At 65.2% G+C, this 18,105-nt stretch carries 17 protein-coding genes; 9 read left to right on the forward strand and 8 right to left on the reverse strand.

What is annotated here, in order from left to right:
• The 5 genes from NV401_RS02290 to NV401_RS02310 all read left to right on the forward strand — a co-directional run bounded on the left by NV401_RS02290 (nucleotide 1) and on the right by NV401_RS02310 (nucleotide 4,539).
• Nucleotides 1–1,146, forward strand: coding sequence for an acyl-CoA dehydrogenase family protein (locus NV401_RS02290; RefSeq protein WP_261292748.1), 1,146 nt, complete (start codon nucleotides 1–3; stop codon nucleotides 1,144–1,146).
• Between the two features lie 151 nt (nucleotides 1,147–1,297).
• Nucleotides 1,298–2,338 carry an enoyl-CoA hydratase/isomerase family protein gene (locus tag NV401_RS02295; protein ID WP_261292749.1) on the forward strand — a complete coding sequence of 347 codons (1,041 nt, stop codon included), beginning with the start codon at nucleotides 1,298–1,300 and terminating at the stop codon, nucleotides 2,336–2,338.
• 113 nt (nucleotides 2,339–2,451) lie between these two features.
• On the forward strand, nucleotides 2,452–3,228 hold the full coding sequence (locus NV401_RS02300; protein WP_261292750.1) for an enoyl-CoA hydratase: 777 nt from the start codon (nucleotides 2,452–2,454) through the stop codon (nucleotides 3,226–3,228).
• A 120-nt stretch (nucleotides 3,229–3,348) separates the two neighbouring features.
• Nucleotides 3,349–4,230 carry a 3-hydroxyisobutyrate dehydrogenase gene (gene mmsB / locus NV401_RS02305; RefSeq protein ID WP_261292751.1) on the forward strand — a complete coding sequence of 294 codons (882 nt, stop codon included), beginning with the start codon at nucleotides 3,349–3,351 and terminating at the stop codon, nucleotides 4,228–4,230.
• Nucleotides 4,231–4,275: 45 nt separating this feature from the next.
• The gene (locus tag NV401_RS02310; protein WP_261292752.1) at nucleotides 4,276–4,539 is read left to right on the forward strand and encodes a hypothetical protein; all 264 of its coding nucleotides are present in this window, start codon (nucleotides 4,276–4,278) and stop codon (nucleotides 4,537–4,539) included.
• A 172-nt stretch (nucleotides 4,540–4,711) separates the two neighbouring features.
• Here NV401_RS02310 and NV401_RS02315 read toward each other — a convergent pair whose 3' ends face one another.
• A complete protein-coding gene (locus NV401_RS02315; RefSeq protein ID WP_261292753.1) occupies nucleotides 4,712–5,041 on the reverse strand; it encodes a DMT family transporter in 330 nt (109 codons plus the stop codon).
• Between the two features lie 96 nt (nucleotides 5,042–5,137).
• Here NV401_RS02315 and NV401_RS02320 point away from each other — a divergent pair, with 96 nt between their 5' ends.
• Both NV401_RS02320 and NV401_RS02325 read left to right on the forward strand, forming a co-directional pair.
• The gene (locus NV401_RS02320; protein WP_261292754.1) at nucleotides 5,138–6,760 is read left to right on the forward strand and encodes an MFS transporter; all 1,623 of its coding nucleotides are present in this window, start codon (nucleotides 5,138–5,140) and stop codon (nucleotides 6,758–6,760) included.
• 33 nt (nucleotides 6,761–6,793) lie between these two features.
• Nucleotides 6,794–7,819, forward strand: a complete 1,026-nt coding sequence (locus NV401_RS02325; protein ID WP_261292755.1) for an alanine racemase — start codon at nucleotides 6,794–6,796, stop codon at nucleotides 7,817–7,819.
• Here NV401_RS02325 and NV401_RS02330 read toward each other — a convergent pair.
• The 4 genes from NV401_RS02330 to NV401_RS02345 form a co-directional block, all read right to left on the reverse strand.
• The gene (locus tag NV401_RS02330; RefSeq protein ID WP_261292756.1) at nucleotides 7,809–8,789 is read right to left on the reverse strand and encodes a prolyl hydroxylase family protein; all 981 of its coding nucleotides are present in this window, start codon (nucleotides 8,787–8,789) and stop codon (nucleotides 7,809–7,811) included. The two genes, NV401_RS02325 and NV401_RS02330, sit on opposite strands and share 11 nt — an antisense overlap.
• A 63-nt stretch (nucleotides 8,790–8,852) precedes the next feature.
• Nucleotides 8,853–12,098 carry a TonB-dependent receptor domain-containing protein gene (locus tag NV401_RS02335; protein WP_261292757.1) on the reverse strand — a complete coding sequence of 1,082 codons (3,246 nt, stop codon included), beginning with the start codon at nucleotides 12,096–12,098 and terminating at the stop codon, nucleotides 8,853–8,855.
• 214 nt (nucleotides 12,099–12,312) lie between these two features.
• On the reverse strand, nucleotides 12,313–13,485 hold the full coding sequence (locus tag NV401_RS02340) for an acetyl-CoA C-acetyltransferase (RefSeq protein WP_261292758.1): 1,173 nt from the start codon (nucleotides 13,483–13,485) through the stop codon (nucleotides 12,313–12,315).
• A gap of 29 nt (nucleotides 13,486–13,514) precedes the next feature.
• The gene (locus tag NV401_RS02345) at nucleotides 13,515–14,510 is read right to left on the reverse strand and encodes an alpha/beta fold hydrolase (protein WP_261292759.1); all 996 of its coding nucleotides are present in this window, start codon (nucleotides 14,508–14,510) and stop codon (nucleotides 13,515–13,517) included.
• Between the two features lie 95 nt (nucleotides 14,511–14,605).
• Between NV401_RS02345 and phaR the strand changes: the two genes are divergently transcribed.
• On the forward strand, nucleotides 14,606–15,187 hold the full coding sequence (phaR, locus tag NV401_RS02350) for a polyhydroxyalkanoate synthesis repressor PhaR (RefSeq protein WP_261292760.1): 582 nt from the start codon (nucleotides 14,606–14,608) through the stop codon (nucleotides 15,185–15,187).
• A gap of 64 nt (nucleotides 15,188–15,251) precedes the next feature.
• Nucleotides 15,252–15,395, forward strand: coding sequence for a hypothetical protein (locus NV401_RS02355; protein ID WP_261292761.1), 144 nt, complete (start codon nucleotides 15,252–15,254; stop codon nucleotides 15,393–15,395).
• Between the two features lie 4 nt (nucleotides 15,396–15,399).
• Here NV401_RS02355 and NV401_RS02360 read toward each other — a convergent pair whose 3' ends face one another.
• From NV401_RS02360 to NV401_RS02370, 3 genes are all read right to left on the reverse strand, one after another.
• Nucleotides 15,400–16,194 (reverse strand): class I SAM-dependent methyltransferase, encoded by a 795-nt coding sequence (locus tag NV401_RS02360; protein WP_261292762.1) that lies wholly within the window; start codon nucleotides 16,192–16,194, stop codon nucleotides 15,400–15,402.
• A gap of 55 nt (nucleotides 16,195–16,249) precedes the next feature.
• Nucleotides 16,250–17,407 carry a retropepsin-like aspartic protease gene (locus tag NV401_RS02365; protein ID WP_261292763.1) on the reverse strand — a complete coding sequence of 386 codons (1,158 nt, stop codon included), beginning with the start codon at nucleotides 17,405–17,407 and terminating at the stop codon, nucleotides 16,250–16,252.
• Nucleotides 17,408–17,528: 121 nt separating this feature from the next.
• On the reverse strand, nucleotides 17,529–18,044 hold the full coding sequence (locus tag NV401_RS02370; RefSeq protein WP_261292764.1) for a hypothetical protein: 516 nt from the start codon (nucleotides 18,042–18,044) through the stop codon (nucleotides 17,529–17,531).
• Between the last annotated feature and the right edge of the window lie 61 nt (nucleotides 18,045–18,105).

Below are 18,105 nucleotides of genomic sequence, written 5' to 3' on the forward strand. Positions count from 1 at the left end.
ATGACCAACCAGTTCGACCTGACCGACGAGCAGCGCGAGATCCAGGATCTGGCGCGCAAGTTCACCGCCGATCGCATTACGCCGTTCGCGGGCGAATGGGACGAGAAGCGCCATTATCCCGTCGATGTCTGGAAGGCCGCTGGCGAACTCGGCTTCGGCGCCATCTATGTCGGCGAGGAGAGTGGCGGGATCGGGCTTGGCCGGCTCGAGGCGGCGCTGATCATGGAAGCAATGGCCTATGGCTGCCCGGCGACCAGCGCCTTCATCTCGATCCACAACATGGCGACCTGGATGATCGACCGCTTCGGCGCGCAGCAGATCAAGGATCGCCTGCTGCCGTCGCTGGTCGGGATGGACAAGATCGCCAGCTATTGCCTGACCGAGCCGGGCTCGGGTTCCGACGCTGCCGCGCTGAAGGCCAGCGCGCGGCGTGATGGCGACCATTATGTGCTGAACGGCACCAAGCAGTTCATCTCAGGCGCGGGCTATAACGATCTCTATGTCTGCATGGTGCGGACCAGCGAGGAAAAGTCGAAGGGCATTTCCTGCATCGTGGTCGAGAAGGATACGCCGGGCCTGTCATTCGGTGCGCCCGAGCGGAAACTGGGCTGGAATGCCTCGCCGACCGCGCAGGTAATCTTCGAGGATTGCCGCGTGCCGGTCGAGAATCTCGTCGGCGCGGAAGGTGACGGGTTCCGCTTCGCGATGGCCGGGCTGGACGGCGGGCGGCTCAATATCGGCGCCTGTTCGCTTGGCGGCGCGCAACGCTGCCTCGACGAATCGATCGCCTATACCAAGGAGCGGCAGCAGTTCGGCCAGGCGGTGAGCGACTTCCAGAATACGCAGTTCACGCTCGCCGACATGGCCACCGATCTCGAGGCGGCACGCGCGCTGCTCTACATCGCCGCCGCCAAGGTGACCGCGAATGCGCCGGACAAGTCGCGCTTCTCGGCGATGGCCAAGAGGCTGGCGACGGACAATGGCAGTTCGATCGTCGATCGGGCGCTGCAACTGCATGGCGGGTACGGATATCTGCAGGATTATCCGATCGAGCGCTTCTGGCGCGACCTGCGCGTGCATTCGATCCTCGAGGGCACGAACCAGGTGATGCGGATGATCGTCGGGCGGGAGCTGACGCGGCAATGAGCGACATGCGCTTAAAATCCCTCTCCCGTCGGGAGAGGGAAGGGGCCCGCTGCGAAGCAGTGGGAAGGGTGAGGGCGACTTCGGTTACGCGCATCGGCCTCACCCTTCCGTCGCTTCGCTCCTCCCTCCCTCTCCCAATGGGAGAGGGGATTTGACCGACGTCCTTATCCTTGCCGAAGGCCCCCTCGGCCGCCTCCGCCTCAACCGGCCCAAGGCGCTGCATGCGCTCAATACCGACATGTGCGAGGCAATGCTCGCAGCACTCGACGCCTGGGCGACCGATCCCGCCATCGAGGCGATCCTGATCGATCATGCCGAAGGACGCGGCCTCTGCGCCGGCGGCGACATCCGCATGCTGGCGGAGTCCGGCGCGACCGACGGCGTGGCGGCACGTGCCTTCTTTCATGTCGAATATCGCCTCAACCACCGGCTGTTCAGCTACGCCAAGACGACGGTCGCGTTCATGGACGGGATCACGATGGGCGGCGGCGTCGGCCTGTCGCTGCCGTGCGACTTCCGTATCGCCACCGAGAACACCAAGTTCGCCATGCCCGAAACCGGGATCGGCCTGTTCCCCGACGTCGGGGGCGGCTGGTATCTGTCGCGGCTGCCGGGGCGGACCGGGCAGTATCTGGCGCTGACCGGGCATCGGTTGGATGGCGCCGAGTGTCTGGCTTTGGGGCTGGCGACGCATTATGTGCCGAGCGCGACGCTCGACGAGGCCAAGCGGCGTATCGCCGCGGCACCACAGGATATCGCGGCGATCCTCGATGATCTTGCCGTGCCCGCGCCCGATGCCCGCATCCTCGCCCAGCGTGAGGTGATCGATCGGCTGTTCGCGTCGGATGCGCTGGAGGATATCTATGCCGCGCTTGCTGGCGACGGTGGCGAGTGGGCTGCGCAGCAACTGGCCACACTGCGAACCAAATCGCCGCAGACGATGAAGGTCTCGTTGCGGCTGCTTCACGAAGGGCGGCAGATGGCGACTTTCGAGGACGAGATGCGCCAGGAATATGCCGTCGGCGCGCATGTCGTGCAGCGGCACGATTTCCTCGAAGGCGTACGCGCGGTGATCGTCGACAAGGACAATGCGCCGCGCTGGAGCGCCGATGGCCCCGAGGGGGTAAGTGATCACGTGATCGACCAGATCTTCGCGCCACTGCCCGATGCGGAGGCCTGGACGCCCCACTAAACCCGCCGGCATGCTGAACTCGATTCAGCATCCATCGTGCCGCAATGGCGATGGAACATGTCGCGCGATGCACCCTGAAACAAGTTCAGGGTGACGGAAGAAGGAACATAATCGTGGCAGAATACGAAACCATCCTGGTCGAGCAGCGCGGCCCCGTCACGCTGATCACGCTCAACCGGCCGCAGGCACTTAATGCGCTCAACGCACAGGTGCTCGCCGATCTGCTCGCCGCGCTCGCTGCGTTCGACGCGGATGACGGTCAGGGCTGCGCGGTGCTCACCGGCAGCGAGAAGGCGTTCGCGGCCGGCGCGGACATCAAGGAAATGTCGTCGCAGGGCTTTGCCGAAATGTACGGCACCAACCATTTCGGCGGCTACGAGACGCTCGCCCGTACGCGCAAGCCGATCATCGCCGCGGTCGCCGGCTATGCGCTCGGCGGCGGGTGCGAACTGGCGATGATGTGCGACTTCATCCTCGCCGCCGACACCGCCAAGTTCGGCCAGCCCGAGATCAAGCTTGCGGTCAGCCCGGGCATGGGCGGCTCGCAGCGGCTGACGCGCGCGATCGGCAAGGCCAAGGCGATGGAGATGTGCCTCACCGGGCGGATGATGGGGGCGGAGGAAGCCGAGCGCGCGGGGCTGGTCTCGCGCATCGTGCCCGCCGCCGAGCTGATCGAGGATGCGGTCAAGACCGCGACCACGATCGCCGGCATGGCACCGCTGGCGGTGAAGGCGAACAAGGAAATGGTCGACGCCGCGTTCGAGACTGGCCTCACGATGGGCGTGCAGTTCGAGCGCCGCCTGTTCCACGGTCTGTTCGGGACGGCGGATCAGAAGGAAGGCATGGCCGCGTTCGTCGAGAAGCGCCCGGGGGTGTGGACCGGGAAATAAGCAATCCCCCTCCCGCTTGCGGGAGGGGCTAGGGGAGGGGCTGTTACCCGAAAGTCGTGAGAAACAGGCCCTCCCCCGACCCCTCCCGCAAACGGGAGGGGAGACGCATAGGAGAGAAGAATGGCACGCATCGCCTTTATCGGGCTCGGCAATATGGGCGGCGGGATGGCCGCCAACCTGGCGAAGAAGGGGCATGACGTCCGCGCCTTCGATCTGTCCGCCGAGGCGCTGGCCCGCGCCGAGGCGGCCGGCTGCCTCCCGGCCGAGAGCGCGCTTGCCGCGCTCGACGGCGCCGAAGCGGTGATTACCATGCTGCCCGCGGGCACGCATGTCGAAAGCGTCTATACCGATGCCGTGTTCGCCGCCGCACCGGTCGGGGCGATCCTGATCGATTGCTCGACGATCGACGTCGCCACCGCGCGGCGCGTCGGCGAAGCTGCGCAGGCCAAGGGCTTTACCGCGGTTGACGCGCCGGTCTCGGGCGGGATCGCGGCGGCCAATGCGGGGACGCTGACCTTCATGGTCGGCGGCAGCGCGGAAGGCTTCGATCGCGCGCAGCCGTTCCTCGCCGACATGGGCAAGGCGGTGATCCATGCCGGGTCGGGCGGGAGCGGGCAGGCGGCGAAGATCGTCAACAACATGCTGCTCGGCGTGACGATGGTCGGCACGTGCGAAGCCTTCCTGCTGGCGCAGAAACTGGGGCTCGATCCGCAGACCTTCTTCGATATTTCCAGCGTTTCCTCCGGCCAGAGCTGGTCGATGACGAGCTATGCGCCGCTGCCCGGCGTCGGCCCGGAGACGCCGGCGGACCACGATTATCAGGGCGGCTTCGCGACGGCGCTGATGCTCAAGGACCTGCGGCTGGCGATGGAAGCGGCGGCCGGCGCCCGCGCCGATACGCCGATGGGGATGAAAGCGGCGGAATTGTACGAGCGGTTTGCCGCGGCCGGGCAGGGGGGCACGGATTTTTCGGGCATCATCCGCATGCTGGACGGCCAATGAGCATTCCACAGTGGCGCCGCGCCGCCCGCTCGGTTAGGCGATCGCATGGGTGATCTGGACCGCTTAGTACCGTCGGGCATAATCGAGCAGTGGGTCTTCCATCTGCGCCGCCAGCGTTCGCGCGCGGCGGACGCAATCTGGTTGATCGATCAGGGCTATACGCTGCACGACGGCCGCCATGGCGAGCCGATCGAGGACGCCACGGCACGCTGGCGCGCCGAGCAGGAAACGGTGATCGCCGAGGTCAATGCGTTGCTCGCGCTCTACGACAATATCAATCTCGGCCAGGCGGACTCTGAGACGGTCTGAGCGGCGCGACGGTTACCACCGTCACTCTGAACTGGGTCCAGGATCCATCGTGCAACACGGATGAACCGTGCGGTTCGACCGGCATGGTGGCAATCGCAGGATGGCACGATCGCCGTCGGACCTGCGGCACGATGGATGCTGAACCACGTTCAGCATGACGGCAGCGTGGGGCTCAGTGCCCGCTCACCTTCGACAGGGTGTTCATCACGATCACCCCGGCGACGATCAGCGTCATGCCCGCGATCGCCGCCGCGTCGAGCTTCTGCCCCTGGAAGATCCACGCCACCGCGGCGATCAGGATCACGCCCACGCCCGACCAGATCGCATAGGCGATGCCGGTCGGCACCGTCCGCAGCGTCAGCGACAGGCAGTAGAAGGACAGGGCATAGCCAAAGGCGGTCGCGATCGCGGGCAACGGTCGGGTGAAACCGTCCGATGCCTTGAGGAACGAGGTCGCGCAGACCTCGGCGACGATCGCGATGAGCAGGAAGACATAGGCCATGGCTGAGCGCTAGCCCAAGCGACGCCGGTCCGCCATCGCGCAACCCGCTTGCCGCCCCTCCCAATCGCGTTACACCTGCGCACAGGGGAGACGGGCATGGCGATCACACAGGCGGCAGGCGGCATGGTGGGCGAGGCAGCAAGCCCTCCGACGCGCAAGGAAATCCAGCTCGTCATCACCGCCTCGTCGCTCGGCACCGTGTTCGAATGGTACGACTTCTTCATCTACGGCACGCTCGCCGCTTCCGGTATCATCGGCCGCACCTTCTTTCCCGGCGGCTCGGAAATGTTGCAGACGCTGTTCGCCTGGGCGGGCTTCGCGGTCGGCTTCGGCTTCCGTCCGCTGGGGGCGGTGTTGTTCGGCTTTCTCGGCGATCGGCTGGGCCGCAAATATACGTTTCTCGTCACGATCACGCTGATGGGCATCGCGACCGCCGGCATGGGCCTCGTCCCGTCTGCCGCGTCGATCGGTCTCGCGGCACCGTTGATCCTGATCTTCCTGCGCATTCTGCAGGGTCTGGCGCTGGGCGGCGAATATGGCGGTGCCGCAATCTACGTCGCCGAGCATTCGCCGCCGGGCAAGGCCGGCTATTTCACCAGTTTCATCCAGGCCAGCGTGGTCGGCGGGTTCATCCTCAGCCTGGCCGTCGTGCTGATCACCAAGCTCGCGCTGCCTGGCGGCGTGTGGGACGCATGGGGCTGGCGGCTGCCGTTCCTGTTCTCGCTGCTGTTGCTCTGCGTATCGCTGTATATGCGGCTCAAACTGTCCGAGAGCCCGGTGTTCAAATCGATGAAGGCGGCGGGCGAGACGGCGAAGAATCCGTTCACCGAGAGCTTCACCTATCCGGGCAATCTCAAGCGCCTGTTCGTCGCGTTGTTCGGCATCGCCGCCGGGCTGACGGTGATCTGGTATACGGCGATGTTCACCGTTCTCTCCTTCCTGCAGACGACGATGCGCGTGCAGGAAACCGCGGCGCAGCTGATCGTCGGCGTCGGGGCAGCATCGGGGCTGTTCTGGTTCGTGTTCTTTGGCCGGCTGTCCGACCGCATCGGGCGCAAGACCCCGATCGTGCTGGGGTACGTTGCCACGCTGGTGCTGCTCTTCCCGCTTTTCTGGGTGATGGGTAGCGCCGCCAATCCTGCGCTGGCGGAGGCGGCACGGCGCGCGCCGGTGATCGTGTCCGGCCCGGTCTGCTCCTATGATCCGTTCGCCACCAAGCAGATCGATCGTTGCGGCCAATTGCTCGATTACTTCTCCAAAAAGGGCGTGGAATATACCAAGCAACACACGCCGGCGACGGTGGTGCGGATCGGTGGCCTGGCGGTGACCGACACGACACCGGCCGGGCTCGACACGGCGCTGACCGCGGCTGGCTATCAGCTCGAAAAGATCGTGCCCGCGCCGCTCAACATCGCCGTCATCCTGTTTGCCATCCTGCTGCTCGGCGCGCTTTCCGGCATCACGTTCGGGCCGGTGGCGGCCTTGCTGTCGGAGATGTTCCCGCCGCGCATCCGATACAGTTCGATGTCGATCCCCTATCATATCGGCACGGGCTATTTCGGCGGGTTCCTGCCGTTCATCAGCCAGTATATCGTGGCGCGGACCGGCGATCCCTATGCCGGCCTGTGGTACACGTGGCTCGTGGTGGCGATGGCGCTGGTGGTGACGCTGGTCGGACTGGAGAGCCCGCGTATCGCAGCGGCGGCACGCGCCGACTAGCGCCGCGCGGCGCAGGCCGCTAACCGCACGAGCGTGACCGCACCCTTACGCCTCCGCCTCGATGGCCAAGCCCTGACCGACAATTGGCGCACGCTCGCCCGCATGAGCGGGCGCGCCGCTTGCGGCGCGGCGATCAAGGCCGACGGCTATGGCCTGGGTGCGATCGGCGTGGCGATCCGCCTGGCCGATGCCGGCTGCCGCGACTTCTTCGTCGCGACCTGGGCGGAAGCGGCCGCGTTGGCGTCGCTCGCCTTGCCGGTTTCGGTGCTGCACGGGGTGCGCGAAGAGGATATGGCGCTCGCCCTGACCGGCGTCGCCCGCCCGGTGCTCAACACCGCGGCGCAGGTCGCGCGTTGGAAAGCAGCCGGCGGGGGCGCCTGCGATGTCATGATCGATACGGGCATGAACCGCTTGGGGCTGTCGGTCGACGCGCTGGGGCTGCTCGAAGGGCTCCGCGTCGATACGCTGATGAGCCATCTCGCCTGCGCCGACGAGGACAGCGTGATGAACGCGCGCCAACTGGCGGCGTTCGCCGCGCTGGCCGGCCGCACTCGGGCCCGGCGGCTGAGCCTGGCCAATTCGGCGGGCGTCGCGCTCGGCAGCGACTATGCCTTCGATCTGACCCGCCCGGGGCTGGCCCTGTACGGAGGCATTCCGCGCGCGGAGATGCGCGATCTGCTGGCCCAAGTGGCCATGCCCGAAGCGCAGGTTCTGCAGCGCCGCCGGGTGTCGGCCGGCGACACGGTCGGCTATAACGCGACCTGGACCGCGGCCCGGCAAACCGAGGTCGCGATCCTCAATATCGGCTATGCGGATGGCTATTTCCGCGGCTTTTCCGATGCGGGATCGGCCGGTGGCGGCCGGTTTCCGGTCATCGGACGCGTGTCGATGGATCTGGTCGCGCTGGATGTCACCGCGGCGCCGATGGCCGAGGGCGACTGGGTGGCGCTCGATTACGCGTTGCCGGAGGCCGCCGCTCTGTCCGGCATGAGCCAGTATGAACTGCTCACCGGGTTGGGTGCTAGGTTCGAGCGGCGGTGGATTTCGGCTACAGTCTAGGGGCGTTCCAGGCATCGTATGGCGTGGCGCGAATCCAGCGTGTCGCCAGCCACTTGGCGCCGCGAGTGACCGGCAGCCCGGCATGTTCGGCACTTCGATCCGGCTGGCCGTTCTCGAGCACGTTGCTGAACACAATGGCATCGCCGGGTTGCGGCGCGATCGTTAATCCGGTCGCCATGAACCGTGTTTCTCCGCCAACAAAGCCGTGGTTCAGATATACCAATACGGTTTTGATCCGCTGATTGATGGCGCCAGCAATACTGTCGAGATGCGGCCGATATTGCTGGCCCGGCGTATAGCGCAGCACGGCCAGCGGCTCGCCTTGTGCGATCATCGTTCCGCTGATGGCCGCGAGCCGGTGATTTAACGCGCGCGTAGGCAGGCTTTCCTTCGCCGGGCCGATCACCGCGCCGTAAGACGTGCGGACCGGATGTGCGATCGGTGCACCGGTGGTCGGATCGAGGACGGATGCAGGCTCCAGCATATCCGCTGCGATACCCGCGATGTGTGCGCATTCCTGCGGGGTCAGCAGGGCACGATAGCGGACCAGATCAGGGGCGTCGCTCAGCCTTTCGGGCTCGGGGATATTGCGGGGCATCCCATCGGTATCGATGTCCATTGCGCCCACCAAGGCGAGATGCTCCGCCGCCAACGGGTCGTTCCGCGCGGCGATACGCAATAGCGCCAATGCGGCTGGCCAATTTGCCACGCCGCCAGACCCGTTGGCGGTCAACGCTATCTGCATCAATGCGGCGTCGACATGACCGATCGCCACGGTGCGCGCCAGCAGGGCACGCGCGAGCGGCAGGTCGCGGGGCACAGGCGCTCCAATCAGGCGCCACGTCGCCAGGCGCATCAACGCATCGACGTTTCCGGCCGCTGCCGCACCGTCGACAAGCGCAATCGCCTCTTGTCGCGCACCAGCGGCCAGCAGCGCTTCCGCTCTCGCGACAGTGTTATCCGCAGCCATGTCAAAGTTTCACAAAAAAAGGGCCGGGGATCAACCCGGCCCTTAGGATTACCTCGCTTAGTCTCAGAACTTCGCGACGAAGCCTGCATAAGCGTAACGGCCGCGAACGTCATAGATGCCACCACCTTCGGTAACACCGGTGAGGCCGAACGGCGGCTGCTTGTTGGTGACGTTGTCCACACCGAGATAGAAATTGAACTTGTCGTTCACATCAACGTCGGCACGAAGATCCTGATAGAATGCAACACCGTACTTTTTGACCTCGGCATAATCCGTGTTCTGCGGCGGCAGGCCGTTCAACGAGTTATAATCCTCGTACGTGTTGAGATACATCTTCCCGATCCAGCGCGCCTGACCACCCAAGGTGAACGCGCCAATCTTGACGCTGGCGTTCACGTTGACCTGATCCTGCGGATCGCCGAGCTCGTTGGTGAGCACGTTGGCGAAATTGGGGTCGGCAGGATTGGTGAACTCGTCATTCTGCAGGGTGTGCGTCCAGACAGCACCCAGATTTACCGTGCCGAAGTTAAACCGGTGACGGTACGCGATGTTCGTGTCGATACCGCGGACCTGCAGCGCGGCGAAATTCGCCGACGACTGCAGCAACGATCCCTCAAGCACGCGGAACTGCTGTTCACCACGCGGCCCGCCTGCGGCGCCTGCACGCTCAAACAGCGAGCAGAACGCGTTGTTGAGCGTCGGGGAGTCGTAGCAGAGATTGAGGATCTGCTGCGGCGTTCCCGTCGCGGTGATCACGTCCTTGACCTTGATATTGTAGTAATCGACCGAAATCGACAGGCCGGGGACGAACGACGGCTCCCAAACACCACCATAAGTGTAGGAATCGGACGTTTCCGCCCGCAGATTGGGGTTGCCACCGCTAACCGTCTCAAGCGAGGCGGTGTAGACATAGTCGTAGCCTGCCGGGCGGCCGGCGGCCGCACAGTTTGCCGCGCGCGTGGCGGAACCGGTACCAATGTTCCGCTCCGAGCACGGATCGTTCGGCGCTGGAGTGAAGTTCTGGCCCTGTTCGGAATAGAGCTCCGACAGGTTCGGCGCACGCACCGAGCGGTTGTAGGCTGCACGGAAGCGCAGTTGGTCCACCGGACGCCATTCGCCGGTGAAGCCGTATGCGTACACCGTGCCGGTCGCACCCTTGTAATCGGCAACGCGGCCCGAGGCGCCGAAGGTCAGTTCCTGGAGCAGGAAGACGTCCTTAACCAGCGGCACGCGAAGCTCGCCATAGGCTTCCTTCACCGCGAAGGCCGGCGCCCTGAAGGACGGAATCGCGTTGTAGAAGGCATAGCCGGCCTGAGTCAGGTCATCCAGATCGTAGCTATTGGTCTCGCGGCGATATTCGCCACCGACCGAGAACGCGACCGGGCCACCGGGCAACTCGAACAATTGGCTGAGATCGCCCGACACGAAGGCGGAGCCAACGAACTGGGTGATCTTGCCCGTCGCTTCCGACTGGACCGTCAGATAGTCACGTACCGCTTTGGTAACGGAGCCCGTGCCAAACGGGTTGAGCGGAACGCAGGCCGCGATATCCGCCGCCAACTGGGCCGGATTGCCGCCAACATCTTCACCGGCATAGCGCGGGTCGATCTGCGAGCGGCAGACAATCTGGCCAGCCGCGTTGCGGGCCGTGTCGTTCGCCAGCAGGAAACGCTGGGTGTTGATGTTGCCCTGGATAACGTTGCGTTCCTTGTAAACGCCGTAGTTGGCCGAGGCCTCATAGTTCCAGTCGTCGTTGAACGTGCCGCGGATGCCGACGACGCCGCGATACGTCTCGCGCCGGATGCGCTCGTCGCGAATGCCGAGATCGACATAGTTGCGGCGATTGCTGAAGCGGAACGAGCCGTCGTTGATCTGCGCGATGATACGCGCCCGCTCGGCCTGGCTAGCGGGCGTATCAGTGAAGGCCGCGCCGGTGTTGGGGTTCAAGCCGTTTGCGCTGCTGTTCACGGCCGCCAGCAGCTGCTGCTGCAGCGTGGCACGTGCCTGAGCATTCAGGAACGGGTTGTCGAGACGGATGCCTTCGCGGTTGACGTTGCCGGCCGCGCCGCCAGTGTTGAAGTATGACGCGTCACGGAAGCCATCGACGGTGAAGTTGTCGGCGAGCGTCTGCCCCTGCGAGAACAGCGGGCCGCTGACCGAACCGAACGCTTCGGTACGGACATATTTGGCTTCGAAGAACGGCACGAAGGCGGGCGAAACCTCGAAATGGCCGATCGCATTGGCCGAATAGCGATCGAGCTGGGGCGACAAAGTCAGCAACTGGCCTTCGCGACCGGTCTGGCCGTTGCCGCCAATGAAGCTGCCATTCGGGCCGAGGCCGACGCGCGTGCCGGTCTGCTGCACCAGCGAGCCATCCGGCTGGAAAAGATAGGCGCACGTGAAGGCACTGCCGACGGCGTCACGACCGCACGGAGCGGACGCGTTGTTGGCATAACGGATACCGACCTGGCCGCCGGGCGAGATCGTCGTCGAGCGGATGTCCCGGAAGAATTTGCGATCGAATACGCCGTCCGAGCCGTTGGTCGTGCCAGCCGGATCGGTGTCGACGACAAGGAAGCCATCTGCCTGGCGGAGGTTGGGTCGGCCCGAACCGAAATAGCGGCTCTGATGCGCGTATTCCAGGTTCAACGCGATGTTGCCGCGGCCATCGGCAAAGTTCTTGCCGCCGAGTGCCGAGACGTACTGGTTGCCGGCATCGCCGTACTGGCTGATGCCCGACTGGCCACGGATCTGCAGGCCGTCAAAGCTGTCCTTGAGGATGAAGTTGACCACACCCGCAATCGCGTCTGACCCGTAGACGGCAGAGTTACCGCCAGTCACGATTTCGACGCGTTCGATCAGGTCCGTCGGGAAGGTGTTGGTATCTGGCGAGACGCCATTGCTCAGAATGTCTGCCGCGACATGGCGGCGGCCGTTGACGAGGACGAGGGTACGTTGCGTACCCAGGCCGCGCAGATCGAGCAGGTTAAGCCCGCGGGTCCCGAGGAAGCGAGTCGAATTCTGCTGGCTGAACGTGTTGCGAAGCTGCGGCAGATCATTGAGTACGTCACCGATCGACACGCGTCCGGTCTGGAAGAACTGCTCGCCGGCCACGACCGTGACGGGCACAGCCGATTCCAAATTCGGGGCGCGAATACGCGAACCGGTTACCGTGATCTCCTGCGAAGTTTCTTCGGTTGCCGTGTCATCGGGAACGGTCGGCGACGATACCTGTGCAAAGGCAGGCGTCATGGAAGCAATCGCGAGCGGCACTAGCGCAGCTGCAGCGAAAAAGCGGGAAAGTTTCATTCGATACCCCTAAGACACGGTTCGTTATTGACCTGTGTCACGCTTAAAGGGGCTGAACCACGACGTCGCAAGCGCAAGATGAAGCGAAGATGAACGTTTTGTTGCAACGTTGCAAAAATGCGACACTATCGGTCGCCAATTTTAGCACCGTAAGATCGCCTGACTACGGGCAAGATACATCAGATGCGTCTTGCCCGGAGCGGCCTCAGAAATCTCACCCCCGCTCGAGGCACATGGCGATCCCCATGCCGCCGCCGATGCACAATGTCGCCAGGCCCTTCTTGGCGTCGCGCTTGCCCATTTCGTAAATCAAGGTGGTCAACACGCGCGCGCCGCTGGCGCCGATCGGGTGGCCGATGGCGATCGCGCCGCCATTGACGTTGACCTTCTCGGCATCCCAGCCGAGCTCCTTGCCCACCGACAGCGCTTGCGCAGCGAACGCCTCGTTGGCTTCGATCAGATCGAGGTCAGCGATCGTCCAGCCGGCCTTTTCCAGCGCGCGGCGCGTCGCCGGGACGGGGCCGATGCCCATGATCGAGGGATCGACGCCGGCCGACGCCCAGCTCTTGATCGTGGCGAGGATCGGCGCGCCACGCTTCTCGGCTTCCTCGCGGCTCATGATGACGAGCGCGGCGGCACCGTCGTTGAGGCCACTCGAATTGGCGGCGGTGACGCTGCCGTCCTTCTTGAACGCGGGCTTGAGGCCCGAGACGCTGTCGAGCGTCGCGCCGTCGCGGATATATTCGTCGTCGGAAACCACGGTTTCGCCCTTGCGGCCCTTAATCGTAACTTCTGCAATCTCGTCCTTGAACCGACCAGAAGAGCGCGCGGCGGAGGCGAGATTCTGCGAGCGGACCGAGAAGGCGTCTTGGTCGTCGCGCGTGATCTGATACTGTTCGGCGAGATTCTCCGCCGTGATGCCCATGTGATAATGATTGAACACGTCGGTCAGGCCGTCGCTGATCATCGTGTCGACCAGCCCGACATTGCCCATCTTCGTGCCGGTGCGCAGCGTCTGGGCATGCGCCGACAGCGACATGGATTCCTGGCCGCCGGCGACGACGATCGTCGCATCGCCGGACTGGATCGCCTGGCATGCCAGCGCGACCGCGCGCAGGCCCGAGCCGCATACCTGGTTGACGCCCCAGGCCGGCACTTCCTTGGGCACGCCGGCGGCCATCGATGCCTGGCGCGCGGGGTTCTGGCCCTGCGCCGCCGTCAGCACCTGGCCCATGATGACTTCGGATACGTCCTCGCCCGCGACGCCGGCCTGCGCCAGCGCCGCTTCGATCGCGATGCGGCCGAGCTCGTGCGCCGGGGTGGCGGCAAACGCGCCGAGGAAGCTGCCGACCGGCGTGCGCTTGGCGGCGGTGATGACGATATCCATGGGAGATGCTCCTGCAAATGTCTTGCGCGCTATCTAGGGCGGGGCAGGGCGCTTAGCCAGTGGGCCAGCGGCTCCCACAATTGCGTGCGGCCGCCCCGGCCGACGATCATGCCGACATGGCCTGCGCCGAGATCGCGCCGATCAGACAGGTCTGCGGCGCTGGCGGCGGGAACGATGCGATCGCTCATCGAGACGAAGTCGATCGCCGGGCAGCGCAGCGCGGCGGGATCGGCGGTGTGTCCGCCGACGCGCCACGCGCCGAGGCCGGTCTGGTTGCCGGCGATGAATTCCTCGAACAATTGCCGGCCGGCCGCATAGCTGAGCGGCGCGCCGGCATTGGCCCAATCCTCCATCGCGACGAACAAGCGCGCCGCCGCACTGCCCGGGGCCATCGCCGCAAACGCTTCATATTTCGCGATCGTGCGCGCGGGATCGAGCCGCCAGAATCCGGATTGCAGCACTTCCATCGGCACCATGCCGATCGCCTCGCAAGCCGGCTGCGCGGCCTGCCACAGCGCGGCGATCTCGGCGCGTGCGGCATCGCCGAACCCGTCGAAGCGCCACGGCGCGGCGATCAGCGCGAGCCCGGCGACCGGAGTGGCGCATGCGGCAGCCAGGGCGATCGTTCCGCCGAGGCAGTATCCGACGAGCACCGGCGGCTCCGGCAGTTTGGCGATCAAGGGCAGCAGCAGCCGCTCAACATGGGCGGTGATGTCCATGCCGCGGTCGGTCGGGCCGGGGCTGCCCCAATCGAGCAGGTATGGGTGGAGCCCTTGCGCGGCGAGCCAGCGCAGCAGCGATACATCGGGCGTCAGATCGAGGATGAAGGGCGGGTTGATCAGCGAGGGGATGAGGACCACCGGCCGCCCGTCGCCGCCATAATCGCGCAGTCGAGCGCCCCCCTTGCGGAACCGCGCCGGCGCTGGCTTGCGCGCCCTGCCGCGAGGTGCGTCCTGATAGGCGCGCAATCCGTCGAGCGCGGTGGCCTGTCGTTCCGGCGCGCCCGCGGTTTCGCTACGCAACATGTCGAGGAACAGGGGCAGCGGTCGCGGACCGTGTTGCGGCGCGGCATGAAAGGATGGTACAGGCCGATCAAACAAGGGTCGGGGAGCCTTTCAGGATGAAGAAGCAGAACACGGGCGACGGCCCGGTCATCATCAAGAAGTACGCCAATCGGCGCCTCTATAATACCGAGACTTCATCCTACATCACATTGGAACACTTGGCCGCGATGACCCGCGAGGGGCGCGACTTCAAGGTTGTCGATGCCAAGACCGACGACGACATCACCCACAACGTGCTGACGCAGATCATCATGGAAGAGGAAGCCCGCGGCACGTCGATGCTGCCGGTCAACTTCCTGCGCCAACTTATTGCGATGTATGGCGATTCGATGCAGGCAATGGTGCCGGGCTATCTCGAGGCGTCGATGGACAGCTTCCGCCGCAACCACGAACAGTTCAAGACCGCGGTGGAGGGCGCGTTCGCCAATTCGCCGTTCGCCGAGATCGCCAAGCGCAATCTCGAAATGTTCGACGTGGCCGCCAAGGCATTCAAGCCCGGCGCGATGCCGGGGATGCCTGGTGCGCCGACGCCCACGCCGACCGCGCCGGCCAGCGCCGCCAGCAAGGACGACGAGATTGCCGCGCTGAAGGCCGAACTCGGCAAGCTCAACGAAAAGATCGAGAAGCTGCATAAGTAATCTGACCGCATGGCTGGCGGACGACGCGACGCCGTATTGGGGCGCCGCGGCGGTCGCGCTGTGCGTGGCGATCGGCGCCGGCATCGGCGATTGGCGGCGCAAGCGACGCGTCGATCTCGACCGGGTCGGGCTGATCGACTGGCCGACGCTGCAGATGCTGGCGCTGATCGGCAGCGCGATCCTGGTGATGATCGCGCTGCACGATTAAGCGCTCAGCGTGGCTTGACGAATTTCAGCGTCATCCGGTCGCTCTCGCCAATCGCCGCGTATTTCGCGCGGTCCTTGTCCTTCTCGGCATAATTGGGCGGCAGCGTCCACACGCCGCCCGGATAATCATGCGTATCCTTGGGATTGGCGTTGACTTGGCTTTCGCCGGCAAAGGTGAAACCGGCCTTTTTGGCAAAGGCGATGACCGAGGAACGCCGCATATAGCCGCTCTTGCCTTCGAGCGCGGTGTCCATCGTTTCGGGCAGACGATGCTCCTCGACGCCGAGCGTGCCGCCGGGCTTGAGCATCGCGAACATCTGGTCGAAAGCTGCCTGCGTCTGATCGGTCGCGCCGAAGCGCCAATTGTGCACGTTGCGGAAGGTCAGCACGACGTCCGCGGTGCCGGCGGGCACGCCCGGCTGGCCGGCGACGGCCGGGAAGATCGCGGTCTTGACCTTGGCATAGACCGAAGGGTGCGCGGCGCGCAGCTTGGCGACACCGGCCAAGCCCTTTTCGCTCGGCCCGGCGGCATATAGCGTTCCGCGGCGCAGCGTATAGGGGGCGAGGATCTCGGTGTACCAGCCGCCGCTCGGCCAGATCTCGACCACCGTGTCGGTCGGCTTGACGCCGAAAAAGGCGAGCGTCTCGGCCGGATGGCGATATCGGTCGCGCGCGACATTGGCGGGCGTGCGGCTCGGTGCCTTGACTGCGGCGATCAGCGCCGGTGACGGTGCGGAGGGTGCCGCCAGCGCAAGGCCGGCCGGGAGAGTCAGGAGGGCGGCAAGGGCAATCGGGCGCATGGCGTGGCTTTCGTCGTGGCGGGATGGCGCATCCTGCCGCGCATTGCCGAGCGTATCAATAGAAGTGCCGCAGCGTGAGTGCGCGGCGTGAACCGTCGCACATGTCAAACGCGACGATCCGGCCGGTCTCGCCGATCGACCAGCCGGCATATTTGCTGCCGGCATAGGTTGCCGGGATCGGCACGCCATCGACCATGCAGATCGTGTCGCCGCTCTTCCACCCGCCCTGCGCGGCCGGGCTGCCGCGCATCACATGCAGTATGCGCAGCCGATCCGCCTCCGCGGCGACCAGCAAGCCGCTGGTGGAGCGCAATGGCGGTTTCCCCGCCCCGGCGCCGGGCTTCAGGATCATCCGGCCGGCGGTGGGATCGAGCAGCACGCGATATTGTTGCAAAAAGCCCGAACCGATCCGCCCGGCCATGCCGAGTTGCTGCGAGAAGCCGTCCGTGGCTTCGATCTGGATTTCGACATTGGTGGCGCTCAGCGTCCCGGTTTCGAGTGTGTCCAGAATTGCCAGGTCGGACACGATCGGGCCGCCCAGCCCGTACGAGATGGTCGAGGTGCGCGCCCGCGGGATGAGCTTTGCGCTGGCCCAGGCCTCAGCCGAGAAGGTGATGGCATTGCCATCGCCCGTGTCGACGATCATCGGTCGCAACCGGCGACCGTTGAGCGTCACTTCGCCGGTATAGACCAGCCGGGTCGACGAGATGCTTAGCGGCGCGGTGGCGCCGGTGAAGGGCATGCGGCCGCTGGGCAGCAGGCGGAAGCGACGCGCATCGTAATCGATGTCGAGCGCATAGCCGGCGGTGAGGTCGCGGCCGACCAGCATCTCGATCGGTGCCCTGCTGCCGGTGGCCGAGGCGGGCAAGGTGGCGACGCTGATGCTGCCGCCGGTGCGGGTGAGGCCGCCAAACCGGATCGTGCCGGTATCGATCCAGCCGATCGGCACCAGCCCGCCAATCGCGCTGGCGCTGCCGCCACTGCGCACTTTCAATTTATGCGCGGTGACATAGGCGCGCGAGAGCGCGGTAAAGCTGACCCCGGTATCGAGGATGGCGGCGATCGGCCGGCCATCGACCGTGACCGTGAAGCGGATCTGGTTGCCGGGGGTGAGATCGAACGGGATCCAGCGCGCTTCGGTATCGGCAGCGAGGATGTCGGCGGGCGGGGCGGCCGCGGTCAGCAGCAAGAAGACGAAGGAAAGGATACGCATGCGATCGCCGTAGCGCGTGCCACAGCGTTCACCTAGTCGCAGCGTTGTGATCGGGTGGCGCCGCTACCTTTAGCTCGCTGTCTCGTGGCGGGGTTGTATCCGCCCCCTCGGCCGCCCCGGCTCAGCGGCGATGCAGGCGTATGGTCAGCCCGGCATCTCCCTTCAGCGTGATCGTCTGATCCGGCGCCAAGGTAATCCGCTCGCTCAGCTCGACTGTGCGGCTACTATTCCGATAGGGGCATGTCCCAGGCAGCGAACGCCCCCAGCGCAGCGTGACGTTGAAGATACTGTCGTCGTCTGCATTAGACCTCGAGGTCATCTCCATCGACAGCGAATCCTGGCGATGGTCGCCATAATTACGCGGCATGCAATCGGCAGGCGGCGGCTCGGAGAGCTGACGGCTAAAGGTCGATGCCTGCTGGTTCGAGACGATCATCGTTCCGGCCCACAGTATTTCGGATGCAGCACGGATCTCCACATCGATCGTGTCGCGCCGTGGTGTCGCGCGGTCTGCGACCGGCAGATACGAAGCCATACGCTGCGCAACGAGCGGCGGGGTCGGGACCGGCCCGGTGATTGCGGGCGGTGGGGTGATCACGATGGCCTGCAACAATCCGGCGAATATCAATAGCTGCACGTGGCACCTCCAAACCTGTTCGACGTTTCGTGAAAATAGACGCGTACAGGCAACGGAGGCG

The sequence above is a fragment of the Sphingomonas hylomeconis genome (genome assembly GCF_025370105.1).
Lineage (GTDB): Bacteria > Pseudomonadota > Alphaproteobacteria > Sphingomonadales > Sphingomonadaceae > Sphingomonas > Sphingomonas hylomeconis.